14 protein-coding genes and 1 tRNA gene are annotated in these 19,769 nt (G+C 62.1%); 6 read left to right on the plus strand and 9 right to left on the minus strand.

The features are described from left to right. Positions 1–318: 318 nt before the first annotated feature. Positions 319–2,724, plus strand: coding sequence for a glucose/quinate/shikimate family membrane-bound PQQ-dependent dehydrogenase (locus JKA62_RS16210; RefSeq protein WP_201818616.1), 2,406 nt, complete (start codon positions 319–321; stop codon positions 2,722–2,724). An 84-nt stretch (positions 2,725–2,808) separates the two neighbouring features. Continuing rightward, positions 2,809–4,107, plus strand: a complete 1,299-nt coding sequence (locus JKA62_RS16215) for a carbohydrate porin (protein WP_201818618.1) — start codon at positions 2,809–2,811, stop codon at positions 4,105–4,107. Between the two features lie 69 nt (positions 4,108–4,176). On the opposite strand, the gene JKA62_RS16220 is transcribed toward JKA62_RS16215, so the two are convergent. Next, entirely contained in the window at positions 4,177–6,372 is a 2,196-nt protein-coding gene (locus tag JKA62_RS16220) for an OsmC domain/YcaO domain-containing protein (RefSeq protein ID WP_201818620.1), read from the minus strand. Positions 6,373–6,550: 178 nt separating this feature from the next. Between JKA62_RS16220 and JKA62_RS16225 the strand changes: the two genes are divergently transcribed. Together JKA62_RS16225 and JKA62_RS16230 are read left to right on the plus strand one after the other, a co-directional pair. Beyond that, positions 6,551–9,172, plus strand: a complete 2,622-nt coding sequence (locus JKA62_RS16225; RefSeq protein ID WP_201818622.1) for a bifunctional diguanylate cyclase/phosphodiesterase — start codon at positions 6,551–6,553, stop codon at positions 9,170–9,172. A gap of 99 nt (positions 9,173–9,271) precedes the next feature. Further along, a complete protein-coding gene (locus tag JKA62_RS16230) occupies positions 9,272–10,555 on the plus strand; it encodes an OprD family porin (protein ID WP_041475271.1) in 1,284 nt (427 codons plus the stop codon). A gap of 7 nt (positions 10,556–10,562) precedes the next feature. Here JKA62_RS16230 and JKA62_RS16235 read toward each other — a convergent pair. From JKA62_RS16235 to JKA62_RS16255, 5 genes are all read right to left on the minus strand, one after another. Continuing rightward, positions 10,563–10,658 (minus strand) — tRNA-Sec (locus tag JKA62_RS16235). Between the two features lie 6 nt (positions 10,659–10,664). Beyond that, on the minus strand, positions 10,665–12,575 hold the full coding sequence (selB, locus tag JKA62_RS16240; RefSeq protein WP_201818624.1) for a selenocysteine-specific translation elongation factor: 1,911 nt from the start codon (positions 12,573–12,575) through the stop codon (positions 10,665–10,667). Beyond that, positions 12,572–13,978: an L-seryl-tRNA(Sec) selenium transferase gene (gene selA / locus JKA62_RS16245; protein WP_201818626.1), complete on the minus strand. Its 1,407-nt coding sequence runs from the start codon at positions 13,976–13,978 to the stop codon at positions 12,572–12,574. The genes selB and selA overlap by 4 nt, the downstream gene beginning before the upstream one ends. Before the next feature lie 51 nt (positions 13,979–14,029). Then, positions 14,030–14,710, minus strand: a complete 681-nt coding sequence (locus tag JKA62_RS16250) for a DUF3313 domain-containing protein (RefSeq protein ID WP_201818628.1) — start codon at positions 14,708–14,710, stop codon at positions 14,030–14,032. 17 nt (positions 14,711–14,727) lie between these two features. After that, a complete protein-coding gene (locus tag JKA62_RS16255; protein ID WP_201818630.1) occupies positions 14,728–15,039 on the minus strand; it encodes a hypothetical protein in 312 nt (103 codons plus the stop codon). A 149-nt stretch (positions 15,040–15,188) separates the two neighbouring features. Here JKA62_RS16255 and JKA62_RS16260 point away from each other — a divergent pair, with 149 nt between their 5' ends. Further along, complete coding sequence (locus JKA62_RS16260; RefSeq protein ID WP_074690605.1) at positions 15,189–15,914, plus strand: response regulator; 726 nt, start codon at positions 15,189–15,191, stop codon at positions 15,912–15,914. Continuing rightward, positions 15,911–17,242 carry an ATP-binding protein gene (locus tag JKA62_RS16265; RefSeq protein WP_201818633.1) on the plus strand — a complete coding sequence of 444 codons (1,332 nt, stop codon included), beginning with the start codon at positions 15,911–15,913 and terminating at the stop codon, positions 17,240–17,242. The genes JKA62_RS16260 and JKA62_RS16265 overlap by 4 nt, the downstream gene beginning before the upstream one ends. 3 nt (positions 17,243–17,245) lie before the next feature. On the opposite strand, the gene fdhE is transcribed toward JKA62_RS16265, so the two are convergent. The 3 genes from fdhE to fdxH are packed head-to-tail and all read right to left on the minus strand — an operon-like array spanning position 17,246 to position 19,761. Continuing rightward, positions 17,246–18,172 carry a formate dehydrogenase accessory protein FdhE gene (gene fdhE / locus JKA62_RS16270; RefSeq protein WP_201818634.1) on the minus strand — a complete coding sequence of 309 codons (927 nt, stop codon included), beginning with the start codon at positions 18,170–18,172 and terminating at the stop codon, positions 17,246–17,248. 3 nt (positions 18,173–18,175) lie between these two features. Continuing rightward, positions 18,176–18,829, minus strand: coding sequence for a formate dehydrogenase subunit gamma (locus tag JKA62_RS16275; RefSeq protein ID WP_102686175.1), 654 nt, complete (start codon positions 18,827–18,829; stop codon positions 18,176–18,178). Then, the gene (gene fdxH / locus JKA62_RS16280; RefSeq protein WP_192561084.1) at positions 18,826–19,761 is read right to left on the minus strand and encodes a formate dehydrogenase subunit beta; all 936 of its coding nucleotides are present in this window, start codon (positions 19,759–19,761) and stop codon (positions 18,826–18,828) included. The genes JKA62_RS16275 and fdxH overlap by 4 nt, the downstream gene beginning before the upstream one ends. Positions 19,762–19,769 lie beyond the last annotated feature (8 nt).

A 19,769-nucleotide genomic window follows, 5' to 3' on the forward strand; every position in this document is an offset into this window, starting at 1 on the left:
CGAAGTTTTTCAGCGTAATGAGAAAAGTGATCATTGCCCAGCCGTCGCTCAGACGGCGGCGCTGTTAGCCATTAGTCTAATCAGCCCAGGCACCGGCGTATTCACTGCGCGAGCCATGCCTGTCACAAATCCCACTTCCCCTGACAGAAAAGCGACTTTCAACCGCATTTCAATATCGCTTGCAGCCTAACAGGCGCAAACCGTTCTCTGATCCGACGCTCCGCTGAGCAGCAAACTACACTTCATTCTGATTTAGTGATTTAACTAGGTAGTTACCTAACTATATAATGCTCGCCTCATTTCAACGGGACATTCAACGTGAAGCAGAGTCAACGCCTCTCGGGCATATCAACATTCATTCTGGTCGGGCTGGGCGTGATCATCGCCCTGCTCGGCCTGGCACTGGCTGCTGGCGGTGTGAAATTGGTCAGCCTGGGAGGCTCCTGGTACTTCCTGGTGGGTGGTCTGGTGATGGCCGTCTCCGGTCTGCTGATCGCGCGGCGCAAGCCTGCCGGTGCCTGGCTGTTCGCGGCGTTTCTGGTTGGAACCGCTATCTGGGCCGTGATCGATGCAGGGCTGGTGTTCTGGCCGGTGTTCTCGCGCCTGTTCATGTTCAGCGCCGTGGGTCTGGTGGTTGCGCTGGTCTATCCGCTGCTCAAACGCGCCAATGGTGACGTTGCAGGTCGCGGCGCTTACGGCGTTGCGGCTGTTCTGGCGGTTGGACTCGCGGTAGCTGCCGGCAACATGTTCGTCGCGCACCCGACCGTCGCCCCTACCGGCACTGGCCCGGGCCTGACGCCGGTCGAGCCGGAAAAGGCGCAGAAAGACTGGGCCCACTACGGTAATACCGAGGGTGGCAGCCGCTTCGCCGCGCTGGACCAGATCAACCGCAGCAACGTCGACAAATTGAAAGTCGCGTGGACCTACCACACCGGCGACATCGCCGAGAGCGATGGCAATGGTGCCGAAGACCAGCTGACTCCGCTGCAGATCGGCAATAAAGTCTTCATCTGCACCCCGCACAACAACCTGATCGCACTCGATGCCGATACCGGTAAAGAACTCTGGAAAAACGCGATCAACGCTCAGTCCAAAGTCTGGCAGCGCTGCCGGGGCATGGCGTATTTCGACGCCAGCACCGCCGTCGCCAAACCGGCCAGCGCGCCAGTGAGCGAAACCCCGACCGCTCCAATCGCCAACTGCACACGTCGCTTGCTCACCAACACTATCGACGCCCGCCTGATCGCGGTCGATGCGGACACCGGCGAGTTCTGCCGGGGTTTCGGCAACAACGGCCAAGTGGATCTGAAGGCCGGTCTGGGTGATGTTCCGGACAGCTACTATCAACTGTCCTCCGCGCCGCTGATGGCCGGCACCACTGTGGTGGTTGGCGGTCGTGTGGCCGACAACGTGCAGACCGACATGCCGGGCGGCGTGATCCGTGGTTTCGACGTGATGACCGGTGCCATGCGCTGGGCATTCGACCCGGGCAATCCAACCGATCGCAAGGCACCCGCAGACGGCAGCACTTATGTGCGCAGCACGCCGAACAGCTGGGCGCCGATGTCCTACGACCCGGCGACCAACACCGTATTCCTGCCGATGGGCAGTTCGTCCACCGACATCTATGGTGTCGAGCGCAGCAAACTCGATCACACCTACGGTGCCTCCATCCTGGCGCTGGACGCCAACAGTGGCGAAGAAAAGTGGGTCTACCAGACCGTCCACAACGACCTCTGGGACTTCGACCTGCCGATGCAGCCAAGCTTGATCGACTTCACCAAGGACGGTAAAACCGTGCCGGCGCTGGTCATCGGCACCAAGGCCGGGCAGATTTACGTGCTCGACCGCGCCACCGGCAAACCGTTGACCGAAGTAAAAGAAGTGCCGGTCAAGGCAGCCAATATCCCCAACGAGCCGTACTCGCCTACCCAGCCTAAATCGGTCGGTATGCCGCAAATCGGTGCCCAGCACCTGACCGAATCGGACATGTGGGGCGCCACGCCTTACGACCAGCTGCTGTGCCGGATCGATTTCAAGTCGATGCGTTACGACGGCTTGTACACCGCGCCGGGCACTGACAAATCCCTGAGCTTCCCGGGTTCGCTGGGCGGCATGAACTGGGGCAGCATCTCCACTGACCCGGTGCACGGCTTCATCTTCGTCAACGACATGCGTCTGGGCCTGTGGATTCAGATGATCCCGTCGCAGAATAAAGGCCAGGCAACCTCCGGTGGTGAAGCGTTGAACACCGGTATGGGCGCCGTTCCGCTGAAAGGCACGCCTTACGCAGTGAACAAGAACCGCTTCCTGTCGGTTGCCGGCATTCCGTGCCAGGCCCCACCGTTCGGTACGCTGACCGCCATCGACATGAAAACCCAGAAAGTCGCCTGGCAAGTTCCGGTCGGCACCGTTGAAGACACAGGTCCCCTGGGCATCCGCATGCACCTGCCGATCAAGATCGGTCTGCCAACCCTCGGCGGCACCCTGTCGACCCAAGGTGGCCTGATCTTCATCGCCGGCACCCAGGACTTCTACCTGCGCGCGTTCAACAGCGGCAACGGTGAAGAAATCTGGAAAGCGCGTCTGCCGGTCGGCAGCCAGGGCGGCCCGATGACGTATGTGTCGCCGAAAACCGGCAAGCAATACGTGGTCATCACCGCCGGTGGTGCTCGCCAGTCGACCGACCGTGGCGACTACGTGATGGCGTACGCCCTGCCGTAAACCGCAGCGCCCTCCTTCACTTCACTTGTGCGCGGCACCTTCGGGTGCCGCGTCGTTTCATGTCCTTCGCTCTGGATTTCAGCAATGTCATTGGCTGTTCGCTTTTCCCACGCCGGGGTCTTCACCGGCATGCTGTTCGGTCTCACCTGCGGCGCTGCCCTGCCCGCTCTCGCCGATACCGATTCGAACGTGTTCACCCGCAATACCCTGACCGGCGACTGGGGCGGCCTGCGCCACCAGCTCGATAAAGACGGCATCAAGTTCACCGGCGATTACACCGGCGAAACCGCCTACAACGCCGACGGCGGTCTGCATCGCTCGGCGCGCTATTCGCAGAACATCAAGCTCGGCGCGCAGTTCGACCTGAGCAAACTGTACGGCGTCGATAACGCCGGCAAGATCCAACTGACCATCAACGACCGTCGCGGCAACAGTGCTTCTGAAGATCTGGTCGGCAACCGTTTGCCCATCCAGGAAAACTACGGCGGCCTCTACACCCGCCTGACCGAGCTGAGCTACGAGCGCAGCCTGTTTACCCCGGCGCTGAACGTCAAACTCGGCTACATGGCCATGGGCAACGACCTCGGCGGCCTCGACAGCGGCATTCTCTGCAATTTCATGAACGCCGGCTTCTGCGGCCATCCGCTGAACATGTCCGGTGGCAGCGGCTGGACCAACTACCCCAACGCCCACCTCGGTGTGCGGGTGAAATATGACCTCTCCCCGGCCTGGCAACTACGCGTAGCCGCGTTCAATGTCGATCCGGAAAGTAACGGCAACTCCAGCCGTGCCTGGCACTTGGGCCCGAAACACACCACCGGTACCGTGGTGCCGATTGAGCTGGTCTACAAGCAGGCCGGCAAACTGCCCGGCGAGTACAAGCTCGGTTATTACTACGACAGCTCCGACGTCAAACGCATCGGCAGTGACAAGGAAGTGTCCGGGCGCGGCGGCCATTACGTCCTGATCGACCAGGCCGTGTGGGCTTCGGACGTCTCCGAAGGCCGCAGCCTGCACGCCTTCGGCCAATACTCGGCGGCCAGCGAAGCGGCCTCGCCATTCAGCAAGTGGTACGGCACCGGCCTGGTTCTGTACAAACCCTTTGAAGGCCGCCCTCGCGACACCGTGGCGCTCGGTTACGGCCGCGCAGTGCCGAACCCGCGCAGCCGCGATGTGCTGCAGGACACCGCCACTGCCAATGGCGCCGCGTTCCCCAATCTGGACAGCGCCGAGCAATTGATCGAACTCGGCTACGGCTATCAAGCCACTCCATGGCTGACGCTGCGTCCGAATGTGCAGTACATCATCGAGCCAGGCGCGTTCTCCGGGCAGGACATCGACAATGCATTGGTGTTTGGATTGCAGGTGAAGGCCGCGCTCTGACACCATCATCTGCCGACCACAAAAAAAGCACCCGCGAAGGTGCTTTTTTTGTGCCTGCTGCCAACGGAATCAACCCGCGAAGTTGGCCCGCGCTGCGTGCAGTTTCTTGTAGCTCTCGATCAGGCGCAGGTGCCGATCCAGCCCTTCCAGCTTCATGCTGGTCGGCGTCAGGCCGTAGAAGCGCACGCTGCCGTTGACCGAACCGATCGCCGCATCCATGCGCTCGTCGCCGAACATGCGGCGGAAGTTGGCTTCGTAGTCTTCCAACTGCAGATCCTCGTCCAGCTCCATTTCCAGCACAACGTTGACCGCTTGATAGAACAAGCCGCGCTCGACGGTGTTGTCGTTGTATTGCAGGAAGGCTTCGACCAGATCCTTGGCCTGCTCGTACTTCTGCAAGGCGAGGTAGATCAGCAGGCGCAGTTCGAGAATGGTCAACTTGCCCCATGGGGTGTTGTCGTCAAACTCGATGCCGATCAGCGTGGTGATGTCGGTGTAATCGTCCAGCTCGCTGTGTTCCAGGCCTTTGACGAGGTTGCGCAGGCCGACCTTGCTCAGGTTGTGCAGGTTGAGGATGTCGGCACGGAATTGCAGTGCCTTGTTGGTGTTGTCCCAGATCAGGTCTTCTACCGGGTAGATCTCCGAATAGTCCGGCACCAGAATGCGGCACGCCTTGGCGCCGATGTGCTCGTAGACCGCCATGTAGACTTCCTTGCCCATGTCTTCAAGGATGCCGAACAGTGTCGCGGCCTCTTCGGCGTTGGAGTTTTCGCCGTTGCCGGAGAAATCCCACTCGACGAATTCGAAGTCGGCCTTGGCGCTGAAGAAACGCCACGACACCACGCCGCTGGAATCGATGAAGTGCTCCACAAAGTTGTTCGGCTCAGTCACGGCCTGGCCCGAGAAGGTCGGCTGCGGCAGATCGTTGAGGCCTTCGAAGCTGCGGCCCTGCAGCAACTCGGTGAGGCTGCGTTCCAGTGCCACTTCGAAGCTCGGATGGGCGCCGAACGAGGCGAACACGCCGCCAGTGCGTGGGTTCATCAGCGTCACGCACATCACCGGGAACTCACCGCCCAGCGACGCGTCCTTGACCAGCACCGGGAAACCCTGCTCTTCCAGCGCCTTGATCCCGGCGAGGATGCCCGGGTACTTCGCCAGCACCTCTTGCGGTACATCCGGCAGGGCCATTTCGCCTTCGAGGATTTCGCGTTTGACCGCCCGCTCGAAGATTTCCGACAGGCACTGCACCTGGGCTTCAGCCAGGGTGTTGCCGGCGCTCATGCCGTTGCTGAGAAACAGGTTTTCGATCAGGTTGGACGGAAAGTACACCACCTCGCCGTCAGACTGACGCACGAACGGCAGCGAGCAGATACCGCGCTGGGTGTTGCCGGAGTTGGTGTCGTACAGGTGCGAGCCGCGCAGTTCGCCGTCGCGGTTGTAAATGCCCAGGCAATATTCGTCGAGGATTTCCGCAGGCAACTCGTCTTTGGCGCCGGGCTTGAACCAGCGCTCGTCCGGGTAATGCACGAACTCGGCATTGGCGATCTCTTCGCCCCAGAACTGATCGTTGTAGAAGAAGTTGCAGTTCAGCCGCTCGATGAACTCGCCCAGCGCCGAGGCCAGCGCGCCCTCTTTGGTCGCACCCTTGCCGTTGGTGAAGCACATCGGCGACTGCGCATCGCGGATGTGCAGCGACCAGACGTTGGGCACGATGTTGCGCCACGAAGCGATTTCGATCTTCATGCCCAGGTCGGCCAGAATCCCCGACATGTTGGCGATGGTCTGTTCCAGCGGCAGGTCCTTGCCGGCAATGCAGGTGCCCGCGCCGGACGTGGACGCCGGCATCAGCAAGGCCTGGGCATCGGCGTCGAGGTTCTCGACTTCCTCGATCACGAACTCCGGCCCGGCCTGCACCACCTTCTTCACCGTGCAACGGTCGATCGAGCGCAGGATGCCCTGGCGATCCTTTTCGGAAATGTCCGCCGGCAGCTCGACCTGGATTTTGAAGATCTGGTTGTAGCGGTTTTCCGGATCGACAATGTTGTTCTGCGACAGACGAATGTTTTCGGTCGGGATATTGCGGGTGCTGCAGTACAACTTTACGAAGTAAGCCGCGCACAAGGCCGAAGACGCCAGGAAATAGTCGAACGGACCCGGAGCAGAGCCATCGCCCTTGTAACGGATCGGTTGGTCGGCCACCACCGTGAAGTCATCGAACTTGGCTTCGAGTCGGAGGTTGTCGAGAAAATTGACCTTGATTTCCATGCGGGTTACCAGAATAGCGGGCTAAACAAATTGGCCGCCATTATCCGGCTTTTGAGCGTGAAGTCTTGTGCTTTTGCGCAAGGGGACCTGAGCGGGCAGACACGCTTGGCGCAACTTCTGAACATCTCGAAGCCGAAGATGTTCTAGATTGAAGAAATACCGGATCAAGGACGAGCAAATGGACATCTCCAGCCGTGCGACGTCGTTACCCACCCTGCAGGGCTCTGTCACCCGGCGTCTGGCCGTCGCGGTGGGTGCGCTGTTCATTGCCGGAGTGATGGCGGCGACCGCTGCGTTGCTCGGCATTGCCACTCAACTGGATGAGGATGACGTCAATGACGTCCGGTTCTATTCGGCCCGGGCACTGGAGAACCGAATCACGGCATCGAAGAACTACATCACCAGTTACGCCTACTGGACGACAGCCTATGAGCGTTTGAGCGGTACGGTCGACACGAACTGGGCCTACACCGAGCAGAACATGGGCAAGACCCTGTTTACCAGCGACGGCTATGACGGTCTGTTCGTGCTGGATCGAGAACGCACCAAATACGCCGTCGTTCGCGGGCAAATGCTCGATGCGCAACTGCCCCAGTTCCTTCAGCTTTCGGCGAACAGTCTGGTGGAGCAAGTGCAGAGTCAGCCCGACCTGACCAGGCCCGTCAGTACTTATTCATTGTTCGAAGACTGGCCGGCGCTGGTCACCGCGGCGGCGATCCTTCCCAACGATGAGCGCCCGGTAGGCGATCCACAAAAGACTTCGGTACTGGTATTCGTCGACAAACTGACACCCACCAAGTTGCGCAAGATCGGCAGCGGGTACGGGCTGAACAATCTGTCGCTGGCACCGGACGGCAACATCGACCCGGGCCAGCCTCGCGTCCCGCTGGACAGCACCGGATACAGCCTCGTTGCCGATCTGGAGCGACCGGGCCGGCATCTGCTCTGGTCGTTGCTGCCAACGCTCGGCCCCGCTTTGCTCGTGTTGATGGCCCTGACGGTCTGGTTCTTTCGCCATGCGCTACGTTCCTCGCGGTATGTCGACGACAGTTTTGAAGCAATGCAGGCGTCGAATCAGGCATTGCTGGCGTCCAACCGCGCACTGGAAGCCAGCGAGGAGCGCTTTCGGGCGGTTGCCGAAGCGGCGTCCGACTGGATCTGGGAGGTGGATGAAGCGTTGTCCATCACCTATCTGTCGACCCGGTTCAGCGCGGTCACCGGCTATCCGCAGGCCCGGTGGATCGGGAAACACATCGGACACTTGCTTGTCTGCGACACCACTCCGCTGGATCTGTGGCTGAAGAAACTCGATGAGGAAAGCAACGCCAGCGACCTGCGTTGCACCTACCGTGACCGCGAGGGGCAACAGCGCCACTGCCGTCTCTCGGCCAGGCCGATCGTGGAAAGTACGGCAGTGGTCGGCTATCGCGGCACGGCCAGCGACATCACCGATGAGGTCGCCGCCCATGCGCAGATCCAGCACCTGTCCTTGCATGACGCGCTGACGGGCCTGCCCAACCGCAACAAACTGTCGCGCTATCTGGACGACGCTCTGCTGCTCAAGGAGCACGCCCCGCCTTTATCGGTGCTGATGATTGACCTGGACAATTTCAAGCCGATCAACGATTCGCTCGGGCACCCCGCCGGCGATGCTGTGTTGCAAGAGGTTGCCGGCCGACTGCGCGAATGCACGCGCGACCACGATATCGTCGCCCGTCTGGGCGGTGACGAGTTCGTCGTGGTGCTCTGCGGCATGGACACGCATCAGGAGATCGACAGGTTCTGCACACGCCTGATCGGCAGCCTGCATCAACCCATCCTCTTCGAACAGCAACCGTTGCACATCGGCGCCAGTGTCGGCATCGCTCTGAGCCGGCGTCACGGGTACGTCGCCAGTGAGCTGATCCGTTGCGCAGACATTGCGCTGTACCAGGCCAAATCCGAAGGCAAAAACACCTGGTGCTATTTCGAAGCGCACATGAGCGATCAGATCCAAACCCGTCGGCAGATGGAGGACGACCTTCGAAGGGCCCTGACGAACAATGAGTTCGTGCTGCACTTTCAACCCCGATACAAGGTCGATGGCAAGGAAATCGTTTCGGTCGAGGCTCTGGTGCGCTGGCAGCATCCGGTAAAAGGGTTGCTCGGACCGGATTTATTCATTCCGCTGGCCGAACAGACCGACCTGATTGTTCCCCTCGGTCGCTGGGTCCTGCGTGAGGCTTGTGAAACGGCACTGACCTGGCCGGCGGATATTCTCCTGTCGGTCAACCTGTCACCTGCGCAGTTTGCGATCAGCGATGTGGTCGAAGATGTACGCGAAGTGCTGGTGGGTACTCGCTTCCCGGCCAGCCGGCTGGAGCTGGAAATCACCGAGAACGTAATGCTCAACGACACGGACGGCGCGTTGACCACCATGACCGCGCTCAAGGAACTGGGCGTGCGCCTGAACATGGATGACTTCGGCACCGGTTATTCCTCCCTTGGCTATCTGCGTGCCTACCCGTTCGATGGCATCAAGATCGACAAACGTTTCATTGCTTCAATCAGCACCGGCGCCAATGATCGGGCGGTGGTGCAGGCCATCATCGGACTGGGTAAAGCGATGGGGCTGACCGTGACCGCTGAAGGCGTTGAAACCGAGGAACAACTGGACATTCTGGGCAAGGATCAATGCAACGAAGTCCAGGGTTATTACATGAGTCGCCCGATCGACAGGGCGGCCTTCGCCAGTCTTTTGCAGGCATCAAGAGCCGCCGCTGTCGATCCTTCCAGGCAACGAAAAGGCCGGGTGACCTGAGGACGCTGACTCAGCACATCCGCTCAATCGCAGCACGACGGTTTGCTTCAGTATCCGGCAACTTCCATCACGGCCGGTCACTGACACATGAAAGGTTTCATGCAACCGCGTTTCGCCCTGGCACTGTTGTATTGCGCAATGGCCGACTCGGCATTTGCCAGCGGATTTCTCGACGACGCCAAGGCCGAAGTGCTCAGCCGCAACTTCTACCTGAGCAACGACTACCGCTCGCCCTCACCCGCCGGGAAAAACTACAAACAGGAGTGGGCTCAGGGGTTTATCGGCACTTTCGCATCCGGTTTCACTGAAGGAATCGTCGGGGTTGGTCTCGATGCCCACGCCTTTTATGGGCTGAAACTCGATGGCGGCAAGGGGCACTCCGGCACCGGACTTTTGCCGGTGGACAGTGATGGCCGTAGCGAAAGCGAATACTCCAGCGCCGGTGGTGCGCTGAAGTTGAAGACTTCGAAAACCACCCTCGCCTTCGGTGAAATGACCGTGGAAACGCCGGTCTTCGACACCTCGGACAAACGCCTGCAACCGGAATACGCCACGGGGTTGCTGCTCGACAGCCACGAGATCGAAAACGCACGCGTCGTGGCCGGGCGCTTCACGGCGTTCAAGAACCAGGACCGTTCCTCCGGCAAAGGCGACTTTCAAGGCTATGGCGCCAGCACCCAAGGCGAAAGCATCAGTTTTGTCGGCACCGATCTGTTCAGCGACAGCCCGGTCGGCGGCGCGCTGTATGCGTCCGATCTGAGCGACACTTGGCGCCAGTACTACGCCAACCTGCATTTCAAACAGTCCGGTCTATTGCTCGACGCCAACGTCTACCACACCCGCGACACCGGGCAGGCACTGGCCGGCGACATCGACAACACCGCGTTCAGCCTCTCGGGCAAATACACCTTCGGCGCCCACGCGGTGATGCTCGGCTGGCAACGCATCAATGGCGACACGCCGTTCGATTTTGTCGGTGGCGATTCCATCTACCTGGCCAACTCGATCAAATACGCCGACTTCAACGGCGCTCACGAGCGCTCCTGGCAAGCGCGTTATGACTTGGATCTCGGCGCCTTCGGCATTCCCGGGCTGAACTTCATGACCCGTTACGTTTCCGGCAGCCAAATCGACGGCACTCACGCGCCCAAGGGCGGCGCCTACAACCCGTTCGACGCGGACTCCGGTGAATATCAGCCGCAGCAAGGGGACGGCGGCAAACACTGGGAACGCGACATCGATCTGCGCTACATCGTCCAGTCCGGCGCGGCCAAGGATCTGTCGGTGCAGCTGTCTCACGTTTCGCACCGGGCCAACAGCGCCCAGGCCGGGGATGACATTGACCGGATCTATGTGGTGATCCAGTACCCGTTGGGCTTTTGAGGGAAATTGGCGGAAGGCAGCCGGAGTCGAACCTGCCCGGGAACGGATGCCGTCCCCAACCGGGTTTGAAGCCCGGCCGCGCCACCGGGCGCGATTGCCTTCCATGAACTCAGTCCGCGCCGGGGTTGGCCAGCGCACTGTCGGAGCGGATTTGCCGGCCTTCGCCGACGCGCCGGGTCAGGCCCAGCCGGTCGAAGTATTCGAGGATCTGAATACTGCGCTTGCGTCCCAAGCCTAGCGCATCGCGGAAGGCCGTGACTTCGATCTGCGGATTTTCTTCGGCCAGGCGCAGCAGCACCGCCACCATTTGCCGCAGCGTGATGTCGGTGACAAACAGGTCACGCACCACTTGATGCATCACGCCAAGGCGCGCCAGTTTACGCAGCAGCAAACGCACGGTGGCGTCTTCCTGACCGACGACTTTCGCCACGTCACGAACCCACGGAGGATCGAAACCGGCCTGCTCGAACAATGGCTGCAGCGCCTGCCACAGGGTTTCGTCGTCGGCACTCAGGCGCACTTGATGGTCGGGCAAATGCAGCCACGGGCCACTGGCGACCAGTGAACCGGCGCCGAGCAGTTCTTCCAGCAGGCTGATAAACGTTGCGCGTTCGAGGCTCAAACCGCTGAAACGCCGCAGACGGTCACGATCCGGGCCCATCTGATCGGGTTCCAGTTCATGAAAGCGCGCCAGTTGTTCCAGCAAGTTGAACTTGAGCATCCCCCAGCGCTGCGCATTGAACAGCACCGGCCCCTGACGGGTTTCGATCAGGCGGACGTTGTCCGGCAGCGTCCAGCCGTCACGCGGACGATTGAACTGACGTTCCAGGCGTTGCGGGTCGAGGCCGCTTGCGCTGTATTCCAGCAACGTCGGCAAGGCCTGTTCCAGCTCGCAGCTGATCGCCAGCACACGCAGTTGCGCCAGCCGTTCCGGGCTGCGCCGCTGGCGGGCCGGGGCGAAGGGATCAAGGACGCGCCCGCCACCGAGCGTGCGCTGGGCGCTGGCGTCACGCAGGATCAGCGGATCACCGTGGACGCCGTGCACCGGGACGTTCGTCAGCAGTTGTGCAAACATGCGCTCGCCAGGCGACAGGCTTGAACCCTGCAGCAAGGCGACTCGGGCGATCACGTCCTGAGTGCCGAGATGCAGATGCACCGGCTGGAAATGCTCGAAAACCCGCTCGCCCGGCAACAACCGGAATTCGATATCCAGCCGCTGGGTCGGTGCGTGCAGCCATTCGGCGAGCAACCATTGGCCGCGATGGATCTGCCCGAGTTCCAGACGATCCGCGCTGATGTTCAGGGCCACGCGCTGGCCGGCGAAGGCTTGTTCGGCGGCTTGATTCTGCGCGTGCAGGCCCCTGACCCGCACGGTTTTGCACGCCGGCCCGAGACTCAGCTTGTCACCCACGGCGACCGAGCCCGAAAGCGCCGTCCCCGTCACCACGATCCCGGCGCCGGCGACACTGAACGCCCGGTCGATGGCCAGGCGAAAACCGCCTTCGCGACTGCGCTCCTCGCCTTCTATCTGCCGCAACGCTTCGCGCAGCGCATCGACGCCCTCACCTGTCACGCTGGAAACCGTCAGCAGTGGCGCTTCGGCATAGGGCCCGGTTGCTAGCAGGCTTTCAACCTGTCGGCGAACTTCCTCCACTCTGCCCGCCTCGACCCGGTCGCACTTGGTGATCGCCACCAGCGCCCGTGGAATGCCCAGCAGTTCGACGATCGCCAGATGCTCGCGGGTCTGCGGCATCACGCCGTCATCCGCCGCCACCACCAGCAACACCAGATCGATGCCCTGCGCGCCGGCGAGCATGTTGTGGGTGAATTTCTCGTGCCCCGGCACGTCAATGAAGCCGGTCAGCCCGGCGCCGGGCGCCAGTTCGGCGTACAGATAACCGAGGTCGATGGTCATCCCGCGCTCACGTTCCTGCGGGCGGCGGTCGCCGGTTTGCCCGGTCAGCGCTTGCAGCAGTGACGTCTTGCCGTGGTCGATGTGCCCTGCCGTGCCTACGATCACGTTTGCAACTGCCCGAGTTGCGCCAGCCACGCCGGTTCATCGTCGAGTTGCCGCAGGTCCAGCCACAGCGCGTCGTCATCGATGCGCCCGAGCACCGGGATCGGTAAGGCGCGCAACGCGGTTTCCAGATTCAGCAGGCAACGTCCGCGCAGGCGTTTCGATACCTGTGGGCGCAGGCACAGCGCTGCGCTCGGCAGGCGCGCCACCGGTTGGCTGCCGCTGCCGATCATGCCCAACGCGGGCTCTGCCGTGACGTTCCACTCTTCGCCCAACACTTGAGACAAGGCCGGTTGCAGGCGTTCGGCCTGGGCCAGAATGTCAGCTTGCGGCCGGGTCAGCAGGCGCAGGCTCGGCAAGCGCTCGGCCAGACGATCCGGGTCGCGATAGAGTCCGAGCACTGCTTCCAGCGCTGCCAGGGTCAGTTTGTCGACCCGCAATGCGCGTTTCAGCGGGTTTTTCTTGATCTTCGCGATCAAGTCCTTGCGCCCGACAATCAACCCCGCCTGGGGCCCGCCAAGCAGTTTATCGCCGCTGAAAGTGACGATGTCAGCGCCATCGAGCAGCGCCTGACGCACCGTCGGTTCCGCCGGCAAGCCCCAGCGGGTCAGGTCCAGCAGACTGCCGCTGCCGAGGTCTTCGAGCAGCGGCAAGTCATGTCGATGGGCCAACGCCGCCAGTTCGGAGGTCGGCACCCGGGCGGTGAAGCCTTCGATGCTGTAGTTGCTCGCGTGCACGCGCATGATCAGGCCGCTGCGTGGGCCTATCGCCGCTTCGTAGTCGCGGGCATGGGTGCGGTTGGTGGTGCCGACCTCGTGCAGGCGCACGCCGGCGCGGCTCATGATGTCGGGGATGCGGAACGCGCCGCCGATCTCGATCAGCTCGCCCCGGGAAATGATGCCTTCCTTGCGCGCGCCGAGGCTGTTGAGGGTCAGCAGCACGGCGGCGGCATTGTTGTTGACCACGGTCACGGCTTCGGCGCCGGTCAGCTCGCGGATCAGGCCTTCGATCAGATCGTCGCGGTCACCGCGCTTGCCACTGGCCAGATCGAACTCCAGATTCAAGGGATGGCGCGCCGCAAGTTGCACAGCATCGATGGCTTCTTCGGGCAACAAGGCCCGGCCGAGGTTGGTGTGCAGCACGGTCCCGGTCAGGTTGAACACCCGGCGCACCTGGCTGCGCTGCTTCAATGCCAGACGTTCGGCGACCCTTCCAGCCAGCGCTTCGGGGCTGATTTCAACGGCTGTCAATTGCCCCGCCACCACCGCTTCGCGCAAGTCATCCAGTAATTGGCGAAACCCCGTCAACAAGGCCTCACGCCCGTAACGCTCGGCCAATGGCTGGCACGCCGGGTGGCGCAACAGGCTGTCAATCGACGGTAACCGCAGGGCAACACTTACGGACATCAGGCACTCCCGAAATCGAAATACGCCTGATGATGTTAGACCACCCTGCTTCTAGCGCAGCGCGGCCCGCTGAACCGGCACATAGGTTTGACTCAAGTCCGTCGCCCAGCCATCGAGCACGGCTTTCACGTTATCGGGCGTCATGACCTGTTTGTCGTTCTCCAGCGGCACGCCCTTGCCCTTGCGCACCACCTCGGCCACGACTTCCCCGGTCGAACCGTCCTCGAAGGACACTTCCGTGGCGATTTCACTGTCGCGGTCACGAATGCCGGTGGCGCTGCTCACCCCGGCCGCAACCAGCGTCACCGGCAGCCATTCATAAAAGCGCAGACCCTGAGTACTGGCGGCGACCTGGGTGATGGCCGGTTTGACGATCAGCGTGTTCGGGCCAGGCTTCGACGCCAGCGGCAGCACCTTGCCCAGCTCCAGCCTGAGGGCTGCGTCGTAATAATGCGTCACGCCCGACAAGGTGCTTTGTGGAATGCGCGGCGAAGGCTGAGGCCGTGGATAGAACTGGCTCGGCGCCAGGTAAACCTGGGTGTAACGGCCCCTCGCCAATGCCAGGCTGACCCAGCTCAATATTGTTTGCCCCGAAGCGGTCTGCCCTTCCTTGAGCACGCTGTAATCCCGTAAAAACCCGGCCTGCGGCTCGGTCGGAAGCTTCTTGCTGCTGCACCCCGACAGGCTGAGGGTGGCGGCAAACAACACGGCCAGTGAGCGATGGCTACTCATCAATGGTGTTTCCTTGTTCAGGCGTGGACGTGGTTGTCCGGGGTGTTGTCGGAGCATTCGATGCGCAACTGGCCGTGGGTCATGATCCATTGGATGAATTCGGCGGTAGGAATCGTGTGCAGGTATTCGACCCAATGGGCCTCGGTCGGGCTGAACCGTTCGAAATAGCGGCGCAGGATCAACTGGCTCTGATCGTTGGCCAGCCCCAGGCACGTCTCCTGGAACAGGATCGGCGTGTCCGGGCCCGGTGCGGTGGTGCGCTGGGTCAGGATCAACGGGCGCACGGCGCCATGGTCCCGGGTGATGTAGCCGCTGTTCATGTCCTTCATGTTGAGCCCCCTTGGTTGGAAGGCGTGCAGAGTGCCTGCGGATGTTTGCCCGACGATGTCCGGCTGATGTCCGCGCTGAAGGAATGTTGCAGGATTGAAATATATGACCGACGCATCGAAATGGTTTTAGATGCGCTTCTTTTGGGTTCATGGATTGCGCAAACGTGAGCAGATTGCTGATCGTCGATGACGACGGGGAAATTCTGTCCTTGCTGAAGAAGTTCTTCGTTCAGCACGGCTATCAGGTCGATGTCGCCGCCCATGGCGAGGCCATGTGGGCGGCCATTGCGCAGGCGCGACCGGACACGATCATCCTCGACCTGATGCTGCCCGGCGAGGGTGGCCTGAGCCTGTGCCAGAAGGTCCGGGCGCAGATGGGCATCCCGATCATCATGCTCACGGCCATGGCCGAGTTGAGCGACCGCATTGTCGGCCTTGAACTGGGCGCCGACGACTACCTGACCAAACCCTTCGCCCCGCAGGAACTGCTGGCCCGGGTGCGCGCCCTGCAACGGCGGGTCGGTGAGAGCACGCCGTCCGGCGCCGAGCCTTCACGGCCGGTCATGGCCTTCGCCGGTTGGCATCTGGACATCACCTGCCGTGAACTGCGCTCGCCGGAGGGCGTGATGATTCCGATGTCCGCCGGCGAATTCGACCTGCTGCTGGTATTGCTCGAACATCCGCAACGCATCCTGACCCGCGAACAACTGATCGACCTGACCCACGGTCAGGGCCACGACGCCTATGACCGCAGCATCGACGTGCAGATCAGTCGGCTGCGACGCAAGATCGAACCGGACAGCAAACGTCCGGACCTGATCCGCACGGTTCGTAACGGCGGCTACATGTTCACTGCCAAGGTCAGCCGCTCATGATCGGCCGGATGCTGCGGCGCGACACCCTCAGCCGGCGGATTGCCCTGACAATCGTCGCGGCCATGCTCGCGTCGCTGCTGCTCAATGCGCTGTTCGTTCAGGTCGCGGGGATCTGGGCTCGGCCGCCGATCGAGCGCACCGGGCTGCTGGAACAGATTGCCGCCACCACCCGAGTGATCGAGGCAGCGCCGGCGACCTTGCGCCCGCAACTGGCCAGTGCCGCCAGCAGCCCGATGCTTGAAGTGGTGTGGAAACCCCGTCGAGCCGACTTCGGTCTGCCAGGGGATGGCGAACAGGTCGAGGCCGGAAAAGTGCCGGCGCTGCGGCAATTGCTTGGCGATGACCGACAGATCGACGTGTTCAACCCCGACGACTGGCCCGCCGGCAGCCCTCGCGCGCATTACATGGCACTGGTGCGGCTGGCCGATGACAGCTGGCTGTCGTTCACGCCGCCGGAGCGCAGTTGGGGCTTGAGCCTGAACGTGCGGATTGCCGTGATCGTTGCCCTGGGGCTGGTCGCCACGCTGCTGGTCGCCTGGCTGGCCACACGACAACTGGCCCAGCCGTTACAGCGCTTTGCCCATGCGGCGCGGCGTTTCGGCGGGGACCTGAAAGCGCCGCCGATCCACCTCGAAGGCCCGCACGAGATCCGTCAGGCCATCGTCGCGTTCAATACGATGCAGGCGCAGATCCAGCATTTCATCGGCGAGCGCACCCACATGCTGGCGGCCATCTCCCACGACTTGCGCGCCCCGCTGACCCGAATGCGCCTGCGCAGCGAGTTCATGGAAGACCTCGACCATCAGGGCAAGCTGATCCGTGACATCGAGGAAATGCAATCGATGATCAACGCCGCTCTGGCGTTCTTCCGGGAAGACACCCACCTGGAGCAATCCACCGCGTTCGATCTGTCGGAGTTGCTGCAAACCATCGTCGATGACTACCGCGACCAGCATATCGACATCGGTTTCATCGGCCCGGCGCATGTGGTGTACGACGGCCGGCCGCTGGGCATCAAGCGGGTCATCGTCAATCTGCTGGATAACGCGGTGAAATACGGACAGCGTCCGAGCGTGGTGCTGAGCAGCAATGACACGTCGATTCGCATCGAGGTCATTGACGAGGGGCCGGGAATTCCCGAGGACGCGCTGGAGCGGGTGTTCGATCCGTTCTTCCGACTCGAGACCTCGCGCAACCGCGACACCGGCGGGGTCGGGCTCGGTCTTTCGGCGGCCCGGGGAATCATTCGTGAACAGGGTGGCGAGCTGAGTCTGCGCAATCGCCGCAGTGGCGGCTTACGCGCACGGGTTGAATTGCCGCATCGCTGAGGTCTATCCGTCGCCGGGCGCCAGCAGCAGATTCGGCGCCAGACGCTGATAACCGTCCTGAGCCAGGCGCATGTCGAGCAGCAGACTGGCCAGGTCCGCCGACAGCGCCTCGCCCTCCCCGTCGTTTTCCAGATACAGCAACTTCAGGTAGCTGTTGCAGCCCGGACAGACTTCGGCGCGCAACGGCGCCTGATTGGCAGCGTGACGGTCATCCTCAAGGCTCAGGTATTCAAGCCCTTTGCTCTGCTCGCAATACACGCACTTGACCCGCACCACATGCCATTCGCAGGCGCACAGCGAACACACCAGATAACGCAGGCCGTTGTGCTTGCCGCGATGGCGGATCACCCCGGCCATGGCCGGCGAGCCACAGGCCGGGCACTGGCTAAGGCTGTCGCCGGGCGTCAGTTGCAGATTTTGCGCACTGAGCAACCAATGACTCCACGCCGCTTGCAGCGCCGCCCCGAGAAATGGCACCAACGCCGCCGGCACCAGAGAATACTGGCCGCTGACCAACGCCACCGCCCAGGCGCGCAACTGGCCGGGGCTGGCGATGCGCAGCGTGGTCACGGCCTCGACCACCGCCGGTTGCTCGGGGGCGACATAGCGCTGGAGCAAGGTCTCGAGATACAGCTGCCAGCTGTCTTCGCGAACCAATGTGTCGGCCGCAAACGGTGGCATGCCGTGTTGCCGGCAGACTTCCAGCCGCTGTTCATCGAGCGGCGCGGTCGAGGGCGGATCATCGAGGATTTGCTGTTGGACACGGCACAAACCGGCGATCAAATGCAGGTAATCGGCCAGCGGATGCCCTTCGGCCAGACGCTCAAGACGCTGGGCCCGCAACATGAACAGGTTGTGCGGCGGCAGGTGCAGAAACGGCGGCGAACTGGCCGCCGCTTCGATTTCTCCGGGTTCGAGGATGGTTGGCAAACGTCAGCCCTTTTTCGTGACCGGTCGCTCTGGCGGATCCTTGCTGTCCACCTCGCGATACCAGAGTGCATGGTGTTTCCTGGCCCAGGCGCGACTGACCCAGCCGTGCATCATCGCGTCCACCGAACCCTTGATCCAGATTCCGGCGTAGATGTGAACGATGATGCTCAAAATCAGCACAAACCCCGCCAGAGCGTGCAGCAACATCGCCCAGCGAATGGTGGTGATGCCGAAGTAATGACTGAAATACGCGCGCCAGATCACCAGTCCCGTGAACAGCAATCCGAGCATGCACAGCAGTAAAGTCCAGAACAGCAGCTTTTGCCCGGCGTTGTATTTGCCCACCGCCGGCACGGTTTCTTCGTCGTTGACCAGCACCCGGTCGATGCGCCGCAGCCATTTCCAGTCGTTGTCGATGAAGAAGTTCGAGCGCCAGAAGCGAAACACCAGCCCCAGGAAGAACACGAACATCAGCACGCCCATGAACGGGTGCAGGATCCGCGTCCACGGCCCGCCGCCAAAGAGGTTGGTCAGCCAGAACATCGACGGATGAAACAGCGCCAGTCCCGACAGCCCGGCCATGAAGAACAGAATCGCCACCAGCCAGTGATTGGTACGCTGGTTGGCGGTGTAGCGCAGGATCGTCTTGTTGCTCATGGCCGGCCCTCCCCGCGTGGGTCGAAGGTGTGCACCGCCGGATCGACGACGTGCACCGAGGTGTCGGGCGGATCGGGATGTTCATCTTCCTCGACCCGGTTCGGGCCGATCCGCACGTAATGGAAGAACCCGGCCAGCACTGCCGCGCCCATGGCCAGCAGGCCCAAGGGTTTGCTGATGCCCTTCCACAGGCCCACCAACGGGCTGATGGCCGGGTTGTCCGGCAGGCCGGCGTAGATTTTCGGGGTGTCGGCATGATGCAGCACGTACATGACGTGGGTGCCGCCGACGCCTTCCGGGTCATACAGACCGGCGTTGTCGAAGCCACGGCTTTTCAGGTCGACGATGCGTTCGGCGGCATGGGTTTTCATGTCGTCCTTGGTGCCGAACACGATGGCGCCGGTCGGGCAGGTTTTCACGCAGGCCGGTTCCAGCCCCACCGCCACCCGGTCCGAACACAGCGTGCATTTGTAGGCCTTGTGGTCCTTCTGCGAAATGCGCGGGATGTTGAACGGGCAGCCGGTGATGCAGTAACCACAGCCGATGCAATGGTCCTGATCGAAATCGACGATGCCATTGGCGTGCTTGATGATCGCCCCAGGGCTGGGGCACGCCGCCAGGCATCCGGGCTCGGCGCAGTGCATGCAGCCGTCCTTGCGGATCAGCCATTCGAGGTTGCCGGCGTCGGTTTCGTGCTCGGTGAAGCGCATCAGCGTCCATGAATCGGCGCTCAGGTCCTGCGGGTTGTCGTACGTGCCGTGGTTGTGGCCGACCTCGTCGCGCAACTCGTTCCATTCCGAGCACGCGACCTGACAGGCCTTGCAGCCGATGCATTTGGTGGTGTCGATCAGCTTGGCCACCTGTTCCTGGCCGCGTATCGAGGGCGCCGGCGTGGTGGTGGCCGAGCGGGCAATGATGTCTTGGCTGGCCATCTAAAGAT

The sequence above is a fragment of the Pseudomonas sp. B7 genome (assembly GCF_016735645.1).
GTDB classification, from domain to species: Bacteria; Pseudomonadota; Gammaproteobacteria; order Pseudomonadales; family Pseudomonadaceae; genus Aquipseudomonas; species Aquipseudomonas glycinae.